This window comes from Sorangium sp. So ce176 (assembly GCF_051519835.1).
GTDB classification, from domain to species: Bacteria; Myxococcota_A; Polyangia; order Polyangiales; family Polyangiaceae; genus Sorangium; species Sorangium cellulosum_G.
In genome coordinates, this window is sequence record NZ_CP150371.1 from 6,462,360 (window position 1) to 6,479,216 (window position 16,857).

Consider the following 16,857-nt stretch of genomic DNA (forward strand, 5'->3'; position numbering starts at 1 on the left):
CACGCCTGTAGACCTCGTTCCACGCCAGAGAGCCGCTGAAGCGCCCGCTCCTCCTGTTCGGACGAGACAAGACGAGGCGAGGAGATGAACCGCCACGACGCCAGGACGCCAGGCGGCGCTACGCGGACACCAGGCCCCGCCGCGCTTCTCCCTTCGACTTCGGCCGGGCGGCCTGCACGTCCACCGGCAGTCGCCTGGCGCTGAGCATCGCCGTCGGGCTGAAGAACTCGCGCTGATCGTCGCGCGCCACCGCGATGGCCCGGTACCGATCGAGCAGGATCTCCAGCGCGATCTTCGCCTCCAGCCTGGCCAGCGGGGCGCCGAGGCAGAAATGGATGTTGTACCCGAAGCTCAGGTGCGGGTTCGGCTTGCGGTGAATGTTGAACCGGTCGGGGTCCTCGAACTGCGCGCTGTCGCGGTTGGCCGAGACGAGCCACAGGATCAGGATCTGATCCGCCGGGATCCGCTTGCCGCAGAGCTCCACCTCGGTGGTGGTCCGCCGGGCGAGCCGCGGGAACGGCGGGCGATAGCGGAGCACCTCCTCGATGGCCGCCGGGATCCCCGCGGGGTCGGCCCGGAGCTCGTCCGCGGCGGCGGGGTTCTCGTCGAGGCAGAGGATCGCATTGCCGACGAGCGCCGTCGTCGTGATGTGCCCGGCGATCAGCAGCAGGCCGACGAAGCCGACGATCTCCTCGTCCTCGAGGCGGTGGCCGTCGACCTCGGCGCGCACCAGCTTGCCGATCAGATCGTCGGTGGGCCGGGCGCGACGCTGCCTGATGTGCGCCAGCAGGTAGTCGTTCATCTCCCGCAGCGTCGGGGCCATCCGGTTCATCATGGCCTCGTCCGGCAGGGCGGCCGTGTCCTCCCTCGACAGCAGCGAGTCGGCCCACCGGCGGAACGACTCCCGGTCCTCGACAGGGATCCCGAGCAGCTCGGCGATCACGATCACCGGCAGCGGATACGCCAGGGATCCCACCAGATCGAAGCGCTCGGCGTCGCCGACGCCGTCGAGCAGCTCGCTCGTGAGCGCCGCGATCCGCGGCGCTAGCCCGGACACCATCCGCGGCGTGAACGCCTGGCTCACGAGATCGCGGAGCTTCCGGTGCATCGGAGGGTCCATCCGGACGAAGTTACCCCGGGAGAACAGCTCGAAGTCCGCCTGCGGCGGGATGAACCTGGACATGTCCGACGAGAACGTCGCCGGATCGGACAGCACGCGGAGCGTGTCCGCGTGGCCGAAGAGCTGCCAGATCCGCTGCGCCTCGTCATGGTGTATCGGGCTGGACTCCCGCGCATGGCGTAGCCAGGCCAGGAGCGGATCCAGCGCGGGCTGGTTCGGATGGGCGATCGCGTCGGTCGTGCTCATGGTGGATCACTCCTCGGGGCTCTCCCGCGTTGAGGTCGAATTCCCTTGTATGAACTGCACGTAATCAGCGCGTAACCGCACGAACATGTCGATGATCCCGGGCGCGAGCGCGCGGAGGACCGCGGGATCGGGGGGATCCGGGGGCTCGAAGGCGTTGCGCACCATCGCCGCGACGATCTCGGCCCTCTCGTCGAGCGACCGCCGCTCCTCGGGCGGCAACATCGGATCGAGCAGGTAGAAACCGAACAGCGCGGCGTTGATCGCGTAGAACTGGTCTTCCGCGGCCACGTCGGTGCGCAGCAGGCCGTGCGACCGCAGGAGCGCGAAGTGGCCGCGGAACGACGCGAACTTGCGGCCCCGGAGCGGCCGCACCGTGCTCTCCTCCAGCAGGCTGCCGAGCACCTCCGTGTCCCCGGTGAACATCGCTTGCAGCAGCGGAAACCCCTTCAGCAGAAGGAGCGTCCTCCGCAGCAGGCGGTGCAGCAGGATCTCCGCGGGATCCTCGCGGATCGCCTCGATGAGCCCGGCGTACAGCGTCACCGAGTCGCGCGCGAGCACGGCGAGGAAGAGCGCCTCTCGCGTCCTCCAGTGCAGGTAGACGGTCCCCTTGCCGATACCGGCCCGCTTGGCCACCTCATCGATCGTGACGCGCTTGTACCCCCAGCGGAGCACCAGCTCCGCCGCTGCATCCAGAATCCGCTCGGCCCGCTGCCGGTGCTTCGAGATCTCCCCTTCGGTCAAGCTCATGCTCCACTGTGGACGTTTGACCAATTTTCTAAATTGGTCAAACGCAACCCGGTCAATGTAGCGCCCCCTCCAGGCGGGTCAAGCCGGCGGGCGGATCGCCCCGGTGAGACCCCGCGCGCGGTGAGACCCCGCGCGCGGTGAGACCCCACGCGCGGTGCGACCCCGCGCGAGGCGGATCGCGGCCCTCACGCGAGCGCCGCTCGCCGCTGGGGCGCCGTCAGCCTTCGAGGTACGAGCCGAGCTCGCGCTGCCGCGAGCGCATCCGGAGCTTCTCGAGCAGCTTCGCCTCGATCTGGCGGATGCGCTCGCGCGTCAGCGAGAAGGACTGCCCGATCTCCTCGAGCGTCTCGTCCTCGTTGCCGTCGAGGCCGAAGCGGCGCCGCAGGAGCTCGCGCTCGCGCGGCTGCAGCGAGTCGAGCAGCTCGCGCGTCTGCTCGATCAGGCGGCGCCGGGCCAGCATGTCGGCGGGCGTGGGCTCGTCGCCGGCCAGCAGATCGCCGTACCGGGTGTCGCCCTCCTCGCCGATGGGGGCGTCGAGGCTGAGCGGGTCGAGCGCGAGCTCGCCGATCATGCGCACCTTCTCCACCGAGAGGCCGCTGCGCTCCGCGACCTCCTCGACCGAGGGCTCGCGCCCGCGCTCCTGCACGAGATCTCGCCGGGCGCGCACGACCTGGCTCCGGATCCCGGTGAGGTGCACCGGCATGCGCACGGCCTTGCCCTGGTTGAGGACCGCCCGCTTGATCGCCTGCTTGATCCACCACGCGGCGTAGGTGCCGAAGCGGTGGCCGCGGCGGTACTCGAACTTGTCGGCGGCGCGGATCAGGCCGAGGTTCCCCTCCTGCACGAGGTCGAGCAGCGGGACGCCGAAGCGCTGGTGCTCCCGCGCGATCGCGACAGCGAGGCGCAGGTTCGCCTGGACGAGCTCGGACTTCGCCTGGGCCACGGCGCGGCGCGCCCGGGCGATCGCCGCGATCGTGGCCTGGATCGGCGCGCGCTCGGCCCCGGTCGCCTCGGCCGCCGCCGTGCGCAGGCTCCGCTCGATGCGCTCCTCGAAGGCGGGATCGAGGCGCAGCTCCGCGAGGCCCGCGGCGAGGCCCGCGAGCGCGATCTCGTGGTCCTCACCCGTCCGCTCCCCGGCATGGAGCGAGCGCGCCAGCTCGAGCAGCCCCGCGAGCCGCTTCAAGCACGCTTCCGCATCGACATCGGTGGCGTCGGACTCGCACAGCAGATCCCGGATGCTGAGCGCCCCCACATGCACGTCCTCCGCCGTCCAGGCGAGCTCGCGCAGGGCGATCGGCGAGCGGACCCAGGCCTCGACGCACGCGAGCGCGCCCGCCTCCATGCGGCGACCGATCGCGACCTCCCCCTCGCGCGTCAGCGGCTGGCTGCCGGCGAGCGAGCGGAAGTAGAGCTCGGTCGCGCCGGGCGTGACGTGCCCGGCCGCAGCCCGACCGCGGCGCACAGGGGCGCGCTCGCCCGCCTGCTCCTCCGGGGAATCGATGACAACGGGACGACTCGATTCGGGCTCGCTCGCAGAGAGCGAGGGACGGAACCTCATTCAGTGCGCTCCAGTGTTGCCGCTGCTTCGTGCCTGCCCCCGTAGGAGCAGGGAGATACGAGCAGCGAGGCGCCTCGATACTCTATCCGCTATGGACGTAAACAGAAAATCGAAGGGCTAGCCTACTGCCGCCCTTTTACGGCATTTTTCTTGGTTGTTCCACCGCTCCGCGCGCGTCGTTGCATCTCGGCGGCGGCGCCCGCGCGCGCGGGGGGTTCTCGGCGCGGAGGAGCCCGCGCGGGGGGCTTCGGGATCGGCGGTGAGAGGGTCTCCTCGGATGTCGAGAACTGGCATCACCCCGCCGCGCAGGCCGCCGCGAGCTCGTGAAGACGGCGGCTCCTCCCCCGGGTAAACTCCTCGAAAGAGGGAAATTCCATGCGCTTGCTTGTCTCGATCGACTCGTGGGGTGCGAGGTTGCTCTCGGTGCTGGCGATCGCGCCCGCCCTGAGCTGCGGTGGCGTCACGACCGGAGGAGGCCCGGGCGGGAGCGCGGCGGAAGGCTCGGGCGGGAGCCCGGCCGCGGGCTCGGGCGGGAGCCCGGCCGCGGGCTCGGGCGGGAGCCCGGCCGCGGGCTCGGGCGGGAGCTCGGCCGATGGCCCGGCCGGGAGCACGGGGAGCGTGACGCCGGGAGATCCCTCGTTCGCGTGCGAGGATCCCGAGCCCATCGTCGTCGCGGGCGTGGACACCGGGTACGTGCGCTGCGCCGGCGGCTGGATGCACCGCCCCGAGGTCGTCGCCTGCCCCAGCGCGCTCCCGCGCGAGAAAGCGTGCTCGGACCCGAGCGGCGCCGAGGGGAGCTGCAAGACCGACGCCGACTGCACCGACCAGCCGCACGGCTACTGCAGCACCGCCACCGGAGGCGACGTGCTGCCAGGGTGCTTCTGCCATTACGGGTGCACGACCGACGCCGACTGCAGCGATGGGCAGATCTGCCTTTGTGGCGATCCGGTCGGGCAGTGCGTGCTCGCGCAGTGCACGAGCGACGACGACTGCGGCGGCCTGCTCTGCTCCACCTACGTCCTGAACCCCGGCTGCGGCGGGCTCGGCTTCGCCTGCCAGACGCCCGCCGACGAGTGCGCCGGCGACGACGACTGCGCCGGGGAGGAACAGTGCTCGCTCGAGGCCGGACGCCACGCCTGCTCGCCGGAGATCTGCGCGATCGGCCGGCCGTTCCTCGTCGAGGGGGTCGCGCGCACCGCCGAGCCCGCCGCGCGCGACGACTGGCGGGCCGCAGCCCCGGGAGCGCCGCCCCGCCGCGAGGCCCTCTCGCCCGATCAGCAGGCGGCGCTCGCCGCGCACTGGACCCGCGCCGCCCTGCTCGAGCACGCGTCGATCGCGGCGTTCGCGCGCTTCTCGCTGCAGCTCCTCTCGCTCGGCGCGCCGCCCGAGCTCGTCCGCGCGGCGCAGGCGGCCATGGGCGACGAGGCCGAGCACGCGCGCATGTGCTTCGAGCTCGCGAGCACCTTCGCCGGCCGCGGCGTCGGCCCGGGGCCCCTCGCCATCGACGGCGCCCTCGGCGGCGACGGCGCCCGCGAGATCCTGGTCACCACCTTCCGCGAGGGGTGCGTCGGCGAGACCGTCGCCGCGATCGAGGCGGCAGAGGCCGCCCTCCACGCGACGGATCCCGCGATCCGGCGCGCGCTCGAGACGATCGCCGAGGACGAGGCGCGGCACGCGGAGCTCGCCTTCCGGTTCACCGCCTGGGCCCTCGAGCGCGACCCCTCCCTGGCGAGCGCCGTCCTCGACGAGCTCGCCGCCGCGCGCGCGGAGGCCCCCGCCCCGCGCGAGGCCGACGGCGGCGGGCCGCTGCTCGGCTTCGGCGTGCTCTCGGCGCAGCACCTGCGCGCGATCCGGGAGCGCGCGCTCGCGCAGGTCATCGCGCCCTGCGCGCAGGCGCTGCTCGCGCGCGAGCGCGACGAGCGCCGCGCGCCGCGCACAACGGCCGGCGCTCAGCGCGAGGAGACCGAGAGCTTCGCGATGAAGAGCTGACCGTCCGCGACCTCGGGCTTGCAGTTCAGGAGGCTGAAGTCGTCGCTGAAGGTGCCCGCCAGGAAGATGTCCGTGCCGGAGACGGCGAGCGCCTGGATCTGCTGGAGCCCGGCGCCGGCGAGCGCGCCGCTCCACTCGACCTCGCCGGTCGTGGCGCTGAGCCGCGCGAGGAAGATGTCGCCCTCGACGCCCTCGCCGGTGACCTCCGCGTCGTCGATCTTCATCTGCTGCTGGAAATGCCCGGCCACGACGATCTTCTCGGACGTGTCGATCCCCACCGCCTGCGCCGACTGGGCCAGGCTGCCCCCGAGGTGCTTGGCCCACCGGGAGACGCCGCGCCGGTCGAGGTGCGCGACGAAGCCGTCCTCGTCGGTGGAGACGAGCCCGCCGTCGGGCTCGCCGGCGAGGTCGATCCCCCCCGTGAACGAGCCGGCCAGGACGACGCCCTCCTTGTGCACCGCGACGTCGCTGGCGCGCTGATCGCCGGGGAGCGACGAGTAATGCCGGTACCAGAGGCCCGCGGTGCCGGCGCTCGGCGGGTCGCAGATCCACGCCGTGGGGAACGACGCGAGCACAGCGTCGACGCCCTCGGCGGCCTCGTCGCCGGACGGCAGCCCGCGCTCGGCGCCGGGGAAGCCGAGGTTCACGCGGCCCTCGAAATCGGCGACAACGAACGCCTCGCCGGCGTCCACGCGGAGCGCGCGGGGCCGGTAGCTCGCCCCCTCGCGGCCCGAGAAGATCCCGTTGCACGCGCTCGAGAGCGTCTGTCCGTCGTGGCTCGCGAAGCCCATGTCCGCCCCGCCGTTGAGCGACGTCAGGACGACGACGCGATCGCCGTCCACGGCGACCGCCCTGGCCTCGTCGAGGCGGCTCGATCCGTGCGTCGCGCAGGCCGCGGGCCCGCCAGGATCGCCCTTGTCGAGCCGCGCCACGAACACGTCGCCGTCGCCAGCGCCCTCGGGCAGCGCGCAGTCCGCGCCGAACGCGAGGCTGCCGGTGAAGTCGCCCGCCACGTAGACGCCGCCCTCGCCGAGGGCGATCGCGGTCGCCTGATGGACGCTTGTCGCGACGTCGTTCTCCGCGTTCCCGAAGCGCCCGCTCCAGAGGTGATTCCCGTCCTGCGCGAGGTGCGCCACGAAGACGTCCTTGCCCTCGCCACCGGCGCGGAGCGCCGCGCCGCCCGCGACAGCGAGGGTCCCCCGGAAGCCGCCCGCCACCCACAGGGTGCCGTCCCTGTCGGCCGCGATCCCGCCGAGCGTGGTGTCGGCGTCGCCGAAGGGCATCGCCCACTGGCACGTGTACCCGGGCTCGCTGAACGTGCCCCCCCCGACGCCCTGCTCGCCGATGCGCTGGATGCCCGCGACCTCCGCGCACCCCGCGGCGCTCGCCGCGAAGAGGGCGCTCGCCAGCCAGCGCCCGGCGCGCCTCTCGTGCGTGCTCCGCATCAGAACACCCCGACGACGGCGCCGCCGAGGACGCCGGGCGCGATGTGCACGCGGGCGCTCGCGCGCGGGCCATCCGAGGGCAGCGTCCACCAGAGGACGGCCGTGCCGGCGAGCGCCGCGCCCGCGGCGATGAACGAGAAATCGGAGACGGTCGCGTACGACATCGCCCTGCTGGACAGATCGGGCACCGGCTGCGCGCAGTCCCGGTAACGCGCCGGATCCCTGCAGGCCGTCCCGGCGGCGTCCTCGACCTTGTCCCACGTGGAGATCGCGAGAACGCCAAACGTGGTTCCGAGCGCGATGCCCGCGAGCGCGAGCCCGCCAGTCACCCACATCAGGTTCCGGTGGATCGTATCGGGCCGCGCGCCATACGGCGCCGGCGCGCGCCGCTCGACGAGGCGGGCTGCAGGCGGCGCGTCCGGCCCCGCGAGCTCGGGCTCGAGCGCCGGGATCTGGACCTCGATGAGCTGCCCTGGCTGGCTCGCCTCGACCTCGCGCGCGAAGGCCTGCGTGCCCGGCGCGATCGCTGTCACCCGGTGCCTGCCCGGCTCGACGGGGCGGGCCGCGCCGAGCAGGCCGCGCGCGTCCACGCCGTCGAGCCTCACAACGAGCCCCGGCAGCGCCTGCACCTCGGGCGACGCGACGATCGCGAGCTTCGGCAGCCGCTGCTCCACCGCCGCCGCGCGCCCGCGGGCCTCCGCCGCCTGCCGCGCGTCGCCGCCCGCGCCCTCCGGCGCCGCCGCGACCTCGGTGTAGAGCGCCCACGCGCTCGCCAGGCGCCCCGTGGCCTCATGGCACCTCGCGAGCTCGAGCTTCGTCCCGACCGACGGGCTCAGCCTGTCGCTCTCCTCGAGCTTCGGACAGGCCGACTCGGGCCGGCCGCTCGCCATGAGCTCCCCCGCCTCCCGGCGGAGCTGGTCGGCCCGCGCGCGCTCCCCGATCGTCGCCGGCTCGGCGCCGGCCGGGGCCGCCGGCGCCGCGGCGGCCAGCGCTACGACGAGCCCGAGCGCGAGGCGGCCGAGGCCCCCCCGCGCCGCGCGACGCGCGCCGCCCCCCGCGCCACGCGCGAGGCGGCGGGACCTTCTGCACATCTCATCAGGCATCGAGTCCCCAGGAAGGTCGGCGCGCAGCACCCGCTCCGGAGCGGCGCGCTGGACAGCGACGACCGATAACAGGGCACCGCGGGGAGCGCCAGGGCGAAAGGCGCCCTCGGATCCCCGCCGGCCGCGCTCGCGCTCGCGTTGATCCACATCGCCCTGCCGCGCGCGGTGGCGCGGTCGCGCTGCTCGCGCGCGCCTGCGAGCAGACGCGGCGCGCGGTGACCTACCCGCGCCGGGACGAGGGCGACCCCCCGACGCCGGGCCCCGCGGGAGCGGGAGCGGCGCGGCCGGCCCGACCTTCGATCCGCGCGGCCTTTGCGCTAGCGTTGCGCGTCCGCTCCCGGTCCCGCCCTCGCCCCCCGTCATCGAGCGTGCCGGCTGGAGCGCTCTCGCGAAGAGGTGCCCTGATGTCCTCCGTGCCAGCCCCGAAGAAGAAGCGGCCCAAGAAGATCGTCAAGAAGGCCGCGAAGAAGAGCGCGGCCCCGCTGCCTCACCGCGACGAGGCGTGGATCGGCGGCTTCTTCTCCCTGCGCGCGTTCGTGCACGAGGGCGACGAGGCGTACCGCCCCGAGGCGGTCGTCTGGATGACCGAGCGCGGCCTCGTGCTGAGCTGCGCCGCGCTGCGCCCCGGCGACGTGGTGGCGGGCGCGGTCGACAGCTTCGAGGCCGCCGCCAGCGAGCCGCTGGACGGGGAGCCGCGCCTGCCCGCGCGCGTGCGCGTGGCGTCGCCCGCGCTCGCGGACGCGCTGCGCGCGCGGCTTGGCCCGGCGGTCGAGGTCCGCGTCGCGCCGACGCCGGAGATCGACGTCGTCGCCGAGGACCTGGAGGAGCACCTCGGCGCGCGGGACGGCCGGCTGACGCCGAGCTTCCTTGGAGGCGGCATCGAGGCGCCGGCGATGGCGTCGTTCTTCCGCGCGGCGGCCGCGCTCTACCGCGCGGCGCCCTGGAAGGCCGTGCCCAGCGACGCCGACATCCTGGCGCTGTCGATCCCGTCGCTCGGCGCGCGCGACCTCGCGCTGTGCGTCGTCGGGCAGGCCGGCCAGAGCCACGGCGTGCTGCTCTTCGAGAGCGCGCAGGGGTTCGAGCTCTACCTCGCCGAGACCGCGAAGCTCCCGGACGCGCCGCCCGCCTCGCTGCCGGCGGGCTTCTTCTCGCTGAGCTTCGACCGCATCGACGACCTGCACCCCGCGCTGCGCGCCGAGGTCGCCGAGCAGCGCTGGGAGCTCGCCGGGCCGGACGCGTATCCGATGCTCGCGATGATCGACGAGGATCTCATCGGCCGCAAGCCGACGCCCAAGGAGCTCACCGCCTCCGAGGCGCTCGCGCTCGGCCTCGTCGAGCTGATGAAGCGGCGCAAGGAGGTCCTGAGCGCCTTCCGCGGCGGCGCCCCGGTGGACGCGAGCTTCGTGGTGGAGACGCAGGTGGGCCCGGTGGAGGTGCTGTTCGGCGCGCCGCACCCGGCGCGGCGCTGATCCGCCGCCGGGCGCGCGGCGGGCGTCGACTCAGCGGCTCATGAGCCGGTAGAGATCGGCGTTCAGGATGAACTCGCAGATGACGTTGCCGAACTGGAGGATGTCGCCGCTCCGGAGGGGCACGCCGTCGCCGGCCGGCGCGAGCAGCCGGTCGTTGAGGTAGGTCCCGTTGGTGCTCTTCCTTGCGTGGAGCAGCGGGGTGTCTGCGACGAGCACCGAGATGTGCGCGTGGACCTTGGAGACGGACTGGTCGCGGAGCACGATATCGCTGTTCAAGGCGCGCCCGATGAGGATGCGATCCTGCCAGGGGCTCTCCGGGCGCTTGGTCACGGCGAGGAGCTCGCAGCCGTGGGACGCCACGGACATCGTCGACGAGATCCGGTGACGGCACAGCGCCGGTTGGCTGGCCGCGCCGGGCGAGGTGCCGGCGAAGAGGGTCTTGAACGACGGAGGAGGCTGGTCCTCGGGGCCGAGCTCCCGGAGCAACCAGGCGTGAGGGTACCTCCGATCGAAGGCCATCCGTGAGAGCGCGCGGCTCTGGGCACAAAGGGTCGCGAAGGTCAACATGAGCGGATCTTCCCCCGGGTTCCGTGCTGTTCGAGCGACGGGGCCCGGCCGGGCGGCGCTCGGCCGGTCCGGCAGGGCCTGATAAGGCGGTTATACATCAGTCCACGACGGGATCACCGGGGGCCACGCCGCGCCGTGTGGTCGAAAATTCAGGCGCCACGCGGACCACACGTCGGTATTCGCCATACCCGGCTGACGCGCGGCTCACACGCGAGGCGCGCGCGACGCACGGGCGGCTCACGTGAAGGTCACGCGCGGCGCACCTACGTGCGCTCCCAGGTACCTCCACCGGGCGAGGGCCGGCGGCGGCGCCCTCGGACAGGCGGGTCCGGACGGCGCGCTCCATGCCCGATGGGGGTGAGGAGAGAGACAGGAAGCGAGGATTGAAAACACGCCCCCACGGCGACTCGTGGGATCGCTTCGCCGGGCGATCACTGTATGTTGCCGCCGTGACCTCCTCCTACAATGTCCAGCACGCGCCGGTCGGCGCCTTTGCCTCCTTCACGCTCGGCAGCTTCGACCGCCGGGGCGGCTTCGCCTCCCAGGTGGGCCGCCCGGGAGACTCGAACCTCTACATCGGCTACCGCGAGGGCGACGGGGATCTGTTCCTCCTCCCCTACTTCGAGGCGGCCAGCGGCCCGGACGTCCCGTTCGGCGTCACGCTGTCGCGCGACACGCGCACGCGCCGCGTCTTCGGTGACAAGGACATCCGCCGCGAGCTCGGCTGGGCCAGCGACACGATCCGCGCCGGCAGGCTCACGCTCGCCATCTACTCGCCGTTCGGCCCCATCCCCGATCCGCGCACGGCGCCGCCCGCCGAGGTCGCCGCGCGGTCCTGCCCGGCGCTCATCGCGCGCATCGAGCTCGACAACACCGGCCGCTCCGAGCCCCTGACGGGCGTGTTCGCGCTCGAAGCGCCGAGCCTGCGCGACCTCGAGACGGCGAGCGACGGCCGCCTCGTCGGGGTGGCCCACGGCCGGCGCTGGGGCTTCGCCGTTCGCCCCGAGGCCGGCGTCCGCGCCTTCCAGGCCTTCTCGCCCGAGCACGCGTTCGACGGCAGCGCCGATCGCCTGTTCCGCCTCGGCAAGACGGGCGGCCTGCTCATCGAGGTCCCCCCGGGCGAGAAGCGCGAGGTCTGGATCGCCCTCGGGTTCCACGACGCCGGCGCGATCACGACAGGCGTCGAGGCGCGCTACGCCTACACCCGCTACTTCAAGGGGCTCGAGGACGTCCTCTCGTTCGCGCTCGACCGCCGCGAGGCGCTCGTCGCCGAGGCGGCGCAGCGGGACGAGGAGCTCTCGCGCGCGGCGCTCAGCCCGGCCCAGAGGTGGCTGCTCGCCCAGGCGACGCACGGCTACTTCGGCTCGACCGAGTGGCTGGACACCGCGCTCGACGACGCCTCGCCGCCCGCGCCGCTGTGGGTCGTGAACGAGGGCGAGTACGAGATGATGAACACCTTCGATCTCACGATCGATCACCTCTTCTTCGAGCTGCGCTACGCGCCCTGGGCCGTGCGCAACGTCCTCGACCTCTACGTCGACCGCTACAGCTACCGCGACAGGGTGAAGCGCCCCGGCGCGCCCGGCGAGCTGCTGCCCGGCGGCGTGTCGTTCACGCACGACATGGGCGTCAGCAACCACTTCTCGCCCGCGGGCAACTCCAGCTACGAGCGGCCGAACCTCGACGCCGCCTGCTTCAGCTACATGACGTACGAGCAGCTCACGAACTGGATCTGCTGCGCCGGCGTGTACGTCGCGCGCACCGGCGACGAGAAGTTCCTCGAGCGCCACGGGGGCCTCTTCGTCGAGCTGCTCGCGAGCCTGTTCCACCGCGACGCGCAGGAGCCCGGCGCGCGCACCGGCGTGATGGCGCTCGACAGCGATCGCTGCGGGACCGGCGCCGAGATCACGACCTACGACTCGCTCGATCACTCGCTCGGGCGCGCGCGCGGCAACCTCTACCTCGCCGGCAAGGGGTGGGCGTCGTACGTGATCCTCGCGCACCTGCTCGAGCGCCGCGGCGACGCCCAGCGCGCCGCGGAGGCGAAGGCGGCGGCCCGCAAGGCGGCGCGCGCGATCGCGGCGGCCTTCGACGAGCAAAGAGGCTACATCCCCGCGCTGCTCGACGGGGGCTCGACGAGCGCGATCATCCCCGCGATCGAGGGGCTGCTCTACCCGCACGTCATGGGGCTGCTCGACGAGAGCGCCGCCGGCGGCGAGCACGGCGAGCTCGTCCAGGTGCTCCGCCGCCACCTGAGCGCTGTGCTGAAGCCCGGGCTGTGCCTGTTCCCCGAGGGCGGCTGGAAGCTCTCGAGCAGCAGCGACAACTCGTGGGCGAGCAAGATCGCCCTCTGCCAGCACGTCGCGCGCGCGGTGCTGAAGGTCGACCTCCCCGACCCCGACCGCCACGAGGAGGCCCACGTCCGCTGGCAGATCGAGGGCTCCGGCTACTGGGCCTACTCCGACCAGATGCAGCGCGGCGTGCCCGTCGGCAGCCGCTACTACCCCCGCGGGGTGACTGCCATCCTCTGGCTCGACGAGGCCCCCTCGGGCCAGAAGCAGGCGCGTTGATGAGGGTCCTCGTCATCGGCGGGACCGGGCTCATCTCGACGGCCATCGTGGAGCAGCTCCTCGCGCGGGGCGATCGGGTCACGCTCTTCAACCGGGGCGTGACCGCGCGGCGGTTCGAGGGCGACGTCGACGTCATCGTCGGTGATCGCTGGAAGTACGCCGAGTTCGAGCGCGAGATGCAGCAGCGCACGTTCGACGCCGTGATCGACATGGTCGCCTTCGCGCCGGAGAACGCCGACTCGCTGCTCAGGGCGTTCTCGGGCCGCGCCGGCCACCTCGTCGTCTGCTCGACGGTGTGCGTCTACGGCGGTCCCCTCACGCGCTCGCCGGCGACCGACGACGAGCCGCACCGCCCCGTGACGAAGTACGGCCGCAGCAAGTCGCGCATCGAGTCGACGCTGCTCGCGGCGAACGGTCAGGGCGGGCTGAACACAACGATCCTGCGGCCGTCGTTCACGACCGGCGAGGGGCACACAGCCCTCGGCGCGCTCTACTTCGACGACTCGATGGCCGACCGCGCCCGCCGCGGCCTCCCGCTCGTCGTCCACGACGACGGCGCGACGCCGTGGGCCATCGCGCACGTCTCCGATGTGGCCCGGGGGTTCGTCAACGCGCTCGGCAACGAGAGGGCCTACGGGCAGGCCTACCACCTCACGAGCGACGAGCACACGACCTGGGGCGGCATCTTCGCCGCGCTGCAAGAGGCCGCCGGCGGCAAGTCCCCCGTGGTCTCGATCCCGACCGACTGGCTCTACGACGTCGCCCCGCGCCGCATGGTCGGCGTCAAGTTCATCTATCGATACGGGTCGATCTTCGACAACGGCAAGGCGGCGCGCGACCTCGACTTCCGGACCACCGTGCCGCTTGTCGAGACGTTCCGCCGCCAGATCGCCTGGTCGGAGCGCGCCGGGACCTACAGGCGCGCCGAGGAAGAGCCCCTGCAGGACGCCCTGATCGACGCGTTCACGAAGGGCAAGAAGCCCGCGCCGGGGCAGGTGCACGACTTCAATCCCTGGGGTAACGAGCCCGAGTCATGATCCCCGCCGCCGCGCGGAACAGGGGATACGAGGGGTGCTTCACCACCTCTCGACGCATCCTTCCGAAGAATTGAAGGGGATTCCTCAGGGCCACCTTCACTCCGCACTCCGCACTCCGCACTCCGCAGCCTGCGGCGCGAAGCCGCGGCGGTGCAGCCCGCAATCGAGATAAGCTTCGAAGCAGCCCGGGGGGCCAACTATTGACGCCCCACTGCGCCGGGACGATGCTCCGGCGCTGGCATGAAGCACTCGAACCGACACGCTAGATGGCTGCTGCTGGCAGCCCTGACCATCCCTGTTCCCGCCTGCGGGGACGACTCCACAGATCGCCCGGCTGACCCGACAGGGTCGGGCGGGTGGGGCGGCGGCGCCACGACCGGGACCGGCGGCGGCGGCGGCGGCGGCGGCGGCGAGGGCGGCTCCGGCGCGGGCACGACCACCGGCACCGGTGCCGGCGGTGGCGGCGGCGCGGGCGGCGAGACCGCGTCGGTCGAGTGGCCGACGGTGACGAGCGAGATCCCGCTCGACCCCGAGATCGAGGGCGCCATCGCCGAGCTGCTCGCGCAGATGAGCGTGGCGCAGAAGGTCGGCCAGATGGTCCAGCCCGAGATCCTGGCGATCACGCCGGACCAGGTCCGGGAGTACCACATCGGTTCGGTGCTGAACGGCGGCGGCTCCTGGCCGGGCGGCTCCAAGCACGCGACCGCGGCCGACTGGGTCGCCCTCGCGGACGCCTATTATACGGCCTCCACCGACACGAGCGGCGCGTCCGGCGAGCACCTCGGCATCCCCGTCCTCTGGGGCGTTGACGCGGTGCACGGCCACAACAACGTGATCGGCGCGACGCTGTTCCCGCAGAACATCGGGCTGGGCGCCATGAACGATCCCGATCTCATCGAGGAGATCGGCGCCATCACTGCCACCGAGGTCGCCGTCACCGGGCTCGACTGGGCCTTCGCCCCCACGCTCGCCGTGGTGCGGGACGACCGGTGGGGCCGCTCCTACGAGGGCTACTCCGAGGATCCGGAGATCGTGAAGAGCTACGCGGGCCGGATGATCCGGGGCCTGCAGGGCCGGCCGGCGGACAGCGCGGACCTGTTCAGCGGCACGCACGTGATCGCGACCGCCAAGCACTTCATGGGCGACGGCGGGACCGAGCAGGGCAAGGACCAGGGCAACACAGTCTGCTCCGAGGAGGATCTGCGCGACATCCACGCCCAGGGCTACTTCTCCGCGCTGGAGGCGGGCGCGCAGACAGTGATGGCGTCGTTCAGCAGCTGGAACGGCGACAAGATGCACGGCCATCAGTACCTGCTCACCGACATCCTCAAGGGCCAGCTCGGCTTCACAGGCTTCGTCATCGGCGACTGGAACGGGCACGGCCAGCTCCCGGGTTGCACCAATTCGCAGTGCGCCGCGGCGATCAACGCCGGGGTGGACATGATCATGGTGCCCAGCGACTGGATGGCGTTCATCGAGAACACCATCGCCCAGGTGGAGAGCGGCGAGATCCCAATATCCCGCATCGACGACGCGGTGACCCGGATCCTGCGCGTGAAGATGCGGGCCGGCCTCTTCGGCCCCAGGGCGAACAAGGGCGCCCCCTCGACCCGGTCGGTCGCCGGCGACGCCGCGCTCCTCGCCGCGCCGGAGCACCGGGCCGTGGCGCGCGAGGCCGTGCGCAAGTCGCTCGTCCTGCTCAAGAACAAGGGCGGCGTCCTGCCGCTCAGCAAGTCGATGAACGTCCTCGTGGCCGGCAAGACAGCGGACAGCATCCAGAACCAGTCCGGCGGCTGGACGCTTACCTGGCAGGGCACCGGCAACACCAACGCCGACTTCCCGAACGCCCAGTCCATCTACGCGGGCATCGAAGAGACGCTCACGGGCGCCGGGATGGACGGCACCGCGACCCTGAGCCCGGACGGCGCCGCCGCGGCCGACACCTTCGACGCCGCGATCGTGGTCATCGGCGAGACGCCCTACGCCGAGGGCCAGGGCGACATCGGCAAGTTCGAGACGCTCGAGCACGCCAAGCTCCACCCCGAGGACCTCGCCGTCATCGACACCATCCGCGCCCAGGCGCCGGATGTGCCCATCGTCACGGTGTTCGTGTCGGGCCGCCCGCTCCACACCAACAAGGAGCTCAACCGGTCGGACGCGTTCGTGGCGGCCTGGCTGCCTGGCAGCGAGGGCGGCGGCGTCGCCGACGTGCTCTTCGGTGATCACGAGTTCCAGGGCAAGCTGTCCTTCTCGTGGCCCTCGGCCGACTGCCAGACGCCCATCAACAAGGGAGACGGCGAAGAGCCGCTCTTCCCGTATGGCCATGGCCTCACGACCACCGACGCCGACGTGCTCGGCGACGATCTGCCCGAGGTCTCCACGGGCCACGGCTGCGCGGCCCCGGACCCGGGGATGGCCGGCACAACGAACGAGCCGCTCGAGATCTTCGTGGATGGCGACGAGAAGGGCGATTACGTGCTGCGCATCGGCGGCCCCTCGAACTGGGGCGGCATGGACGTGGGCATGGGGGCCACCCTGCCCGACGGCGAGGTCAGCGTGAGCACTGTCGACGGCGAGATCCAGGGCAGCGCCAAGCAGGTGACCTGGAGCGCGACCGGCCAGATCTACGCGCAGGTCTCGGCGGGCGTGCCCGGGGTCGACCTGTCGCCCTACTACAACTCGGAGACCTCGATCGTCTTCCGGGCGCGCGTCGATGCGCCGCCCGAGGGCACGCTCGTCACGCTGGCGGCCCACTGCGAGTATCCCTGCTCCGGCGACATCGACATCGCCGGCACGCTGACCTCCATCGCGGACGGGCAGTGGCACGAGGTCTCCGTCCCGCTGAAGTGCTTGACGGACAAGGGGCTCGACATCACCAACGTCAACACGCCCTTCCTCATCTACTCGGATTCGCCGATGGACGTGGCGATCGAGGACGTCCGCTGGGAGCCGTTCACCGCCGGCCCCACGCCGACCTGCACGTTCTGAGCCCCTGGACCACGACCT

Annotated in this window: 11 protein-coding genes; 5 read left to right on the top strand and 6 right to left on the bottom strand. The window is 72.5% G+C overall.

Annotation, left to right across the window (positions count from 1 at the left end; translation table 11 throughout):
* Window positions 1-118: 118 nt before the first annotated feature.
* The 3 genes from WMF42_RS24200 to WMF42_RS24210 form a co-directional block, all read right to left on the bottom strand.
* A complete protein-coding gene (locus WMF42_RS24200; RefSeq protein WP_061607296.1) occupies window positions 119-1,366 on the bottom strand; it encodes a cytochrome P450 in 1,248 nt (415 codons plus the stop codon).
* A 6-nt stretch (window positions 1,367-1,372) separates the two neighbouring features.
* On the bottom strand, window positions 1,373-2,113 hold the full coding sequence (locus WMF42_RS24205) for a TetR/AcrR family transcriptional regulator (RefSeq protein WP_061607297.1): 741 nt from the start codon (window positions 2,111-2,113) through the stop codon (window positions 1,373-1,375).
* Between the two features lie 217 nt (window positions 2,114-2,330).
* Entirely contained in the window at window positions 2,331-3,671 is a 1,341-nt protein-coding gene (locus WMF42_RS24210; protein ID WP_061607298.1) for a sigma-70 family RNA polymerase sigma factor, read from the bottom strand.
* 375 nt (window positions 3,672-4,046) lie between these two features.
* Between WMF42_RS24210 and WMF42_RS24215 the strand changes: the two genes are divergently transcribed.
* Entirely contained in the window at window positions 4,047-5,660 is a 1,614-nt protein-coding gene (locus tag WMF42_RS24215; RefSeq protein WP_437684995.1) for a ferritin-like domain-containing protein, read from the top strand.
* Here WMF42_RS24215 and WMF42_RS24220 read toward each other — a convergent pair.
* Window positions 5,621-7,105, bottom strand: a complete 1,485-nt coding sequence (locus WMF42_RS24220; protein WP_437684996.1) for a hypothetical protein — start codon at window positions 7,103-7,105, stop codon at window positions 5,621-5,623. The genes WMF42_RS24215 and WMF42_RS24220 overlap by 40 nt on opposite strands.
* A complete protein-coding gene (locus WMF42_RS24225) occupies window positions 7,105-8,196 on the bottom strand; it encodes a hypothetical protein (RefSeq protein ID WP_437684998.1) in 1,092 nt (363 codons plus the stop codon). The genes WMF42_RS24220 and WMF42_RS24225 overlap by 1 nt, the downstream gene beginning before the upstream one ends.
* Window positions 8,197-8,612: 416 nt before the next feature.
* Between WMF42_RS24225 and WMF42_RS24230 the strand changes: the two genes are divergently transcribed.
* On the top strand, window positions 8,613-9,677 hold the full coding sequence (locus WMF42_RS24230; protein ID WP_061611849.1) for a hypothetical protein: 1,065 nt from the start codon (window positions 8,613-8,615) through the stop codon (window positions 9,675-9,677).
* A gap of 30 nt (window positions 9,678-9,707) precedes the next feature.
* Here the strand turns inward: WMF42_RS24230 and WMF42_RS24235 are convergent, their stop codons facing one another.
* The gene (locus tag WMF42_RS24235; protein WP_081426932.1) at window positions 9,708-10,196 is read right to left on the bottom strand and encodes an FHA domain-containing protein; all 489 of its coding nucleotides are present in this window, start codon (window positions 10,194-10,196) and stop codon (window positions 9,708-9,710) included.
* A gap of 497 nt (window positions 10,197-10,693) precedes the next feature.
* Between WMF42_RS24235 and WMF42_RS24240 the strand changes: the two genes are divergently transcribed.
* The 3 genes from WMF42_RS24240 to WMF42_RS24250 all read left to right on the top strand — a co-directional run bounded on the left by WMF42_RS24240 (window position 10,694) and on the right by WMF42_RS24250 (window position 16,839).
* A complete protein-coding gene (locus tag WMF42_RS24240) occupies window positions 10,694-12,814 on the top strand; it encodes a glycoside hydrolase family 52 protein (protein WP_437685000.1) in 2,121 nt (706 codons plus the stop codon).
* Window positions 12,814-13,851 (top strand): NAD-dependent epimerase/dehydratase family protein, encoded by a 1,038-nt coding sequence (locus WMF42_RS24245; protein ID WP_437685002.1) that lies wholly within the window; start codon window positions 12,814-12,816, stop codon window positions 13,849-13,851. The genes WMF42_RS24240 and WMF42_RS24245 overlap by 1 nt, the downstream gene beginning before the upstream one ends.
* Before the next feature lie 240 nt (window positions 13,852-14,091).
* Window positions 14,092-16,839: a glycoside hydrolase family 3 protein gene (locus tag WMF42_RS24250; RefSeq protein WP_437685003.1), complete on the top strand. Its 2,748-nt coding sequence runs from the start codon at window positions 14,092-14,094 to the stop codon at window positions 16,837-16,839.
* The last annotated feature ends 18 nt before the right edge of the window (window positions 16,840-16,857 follow it).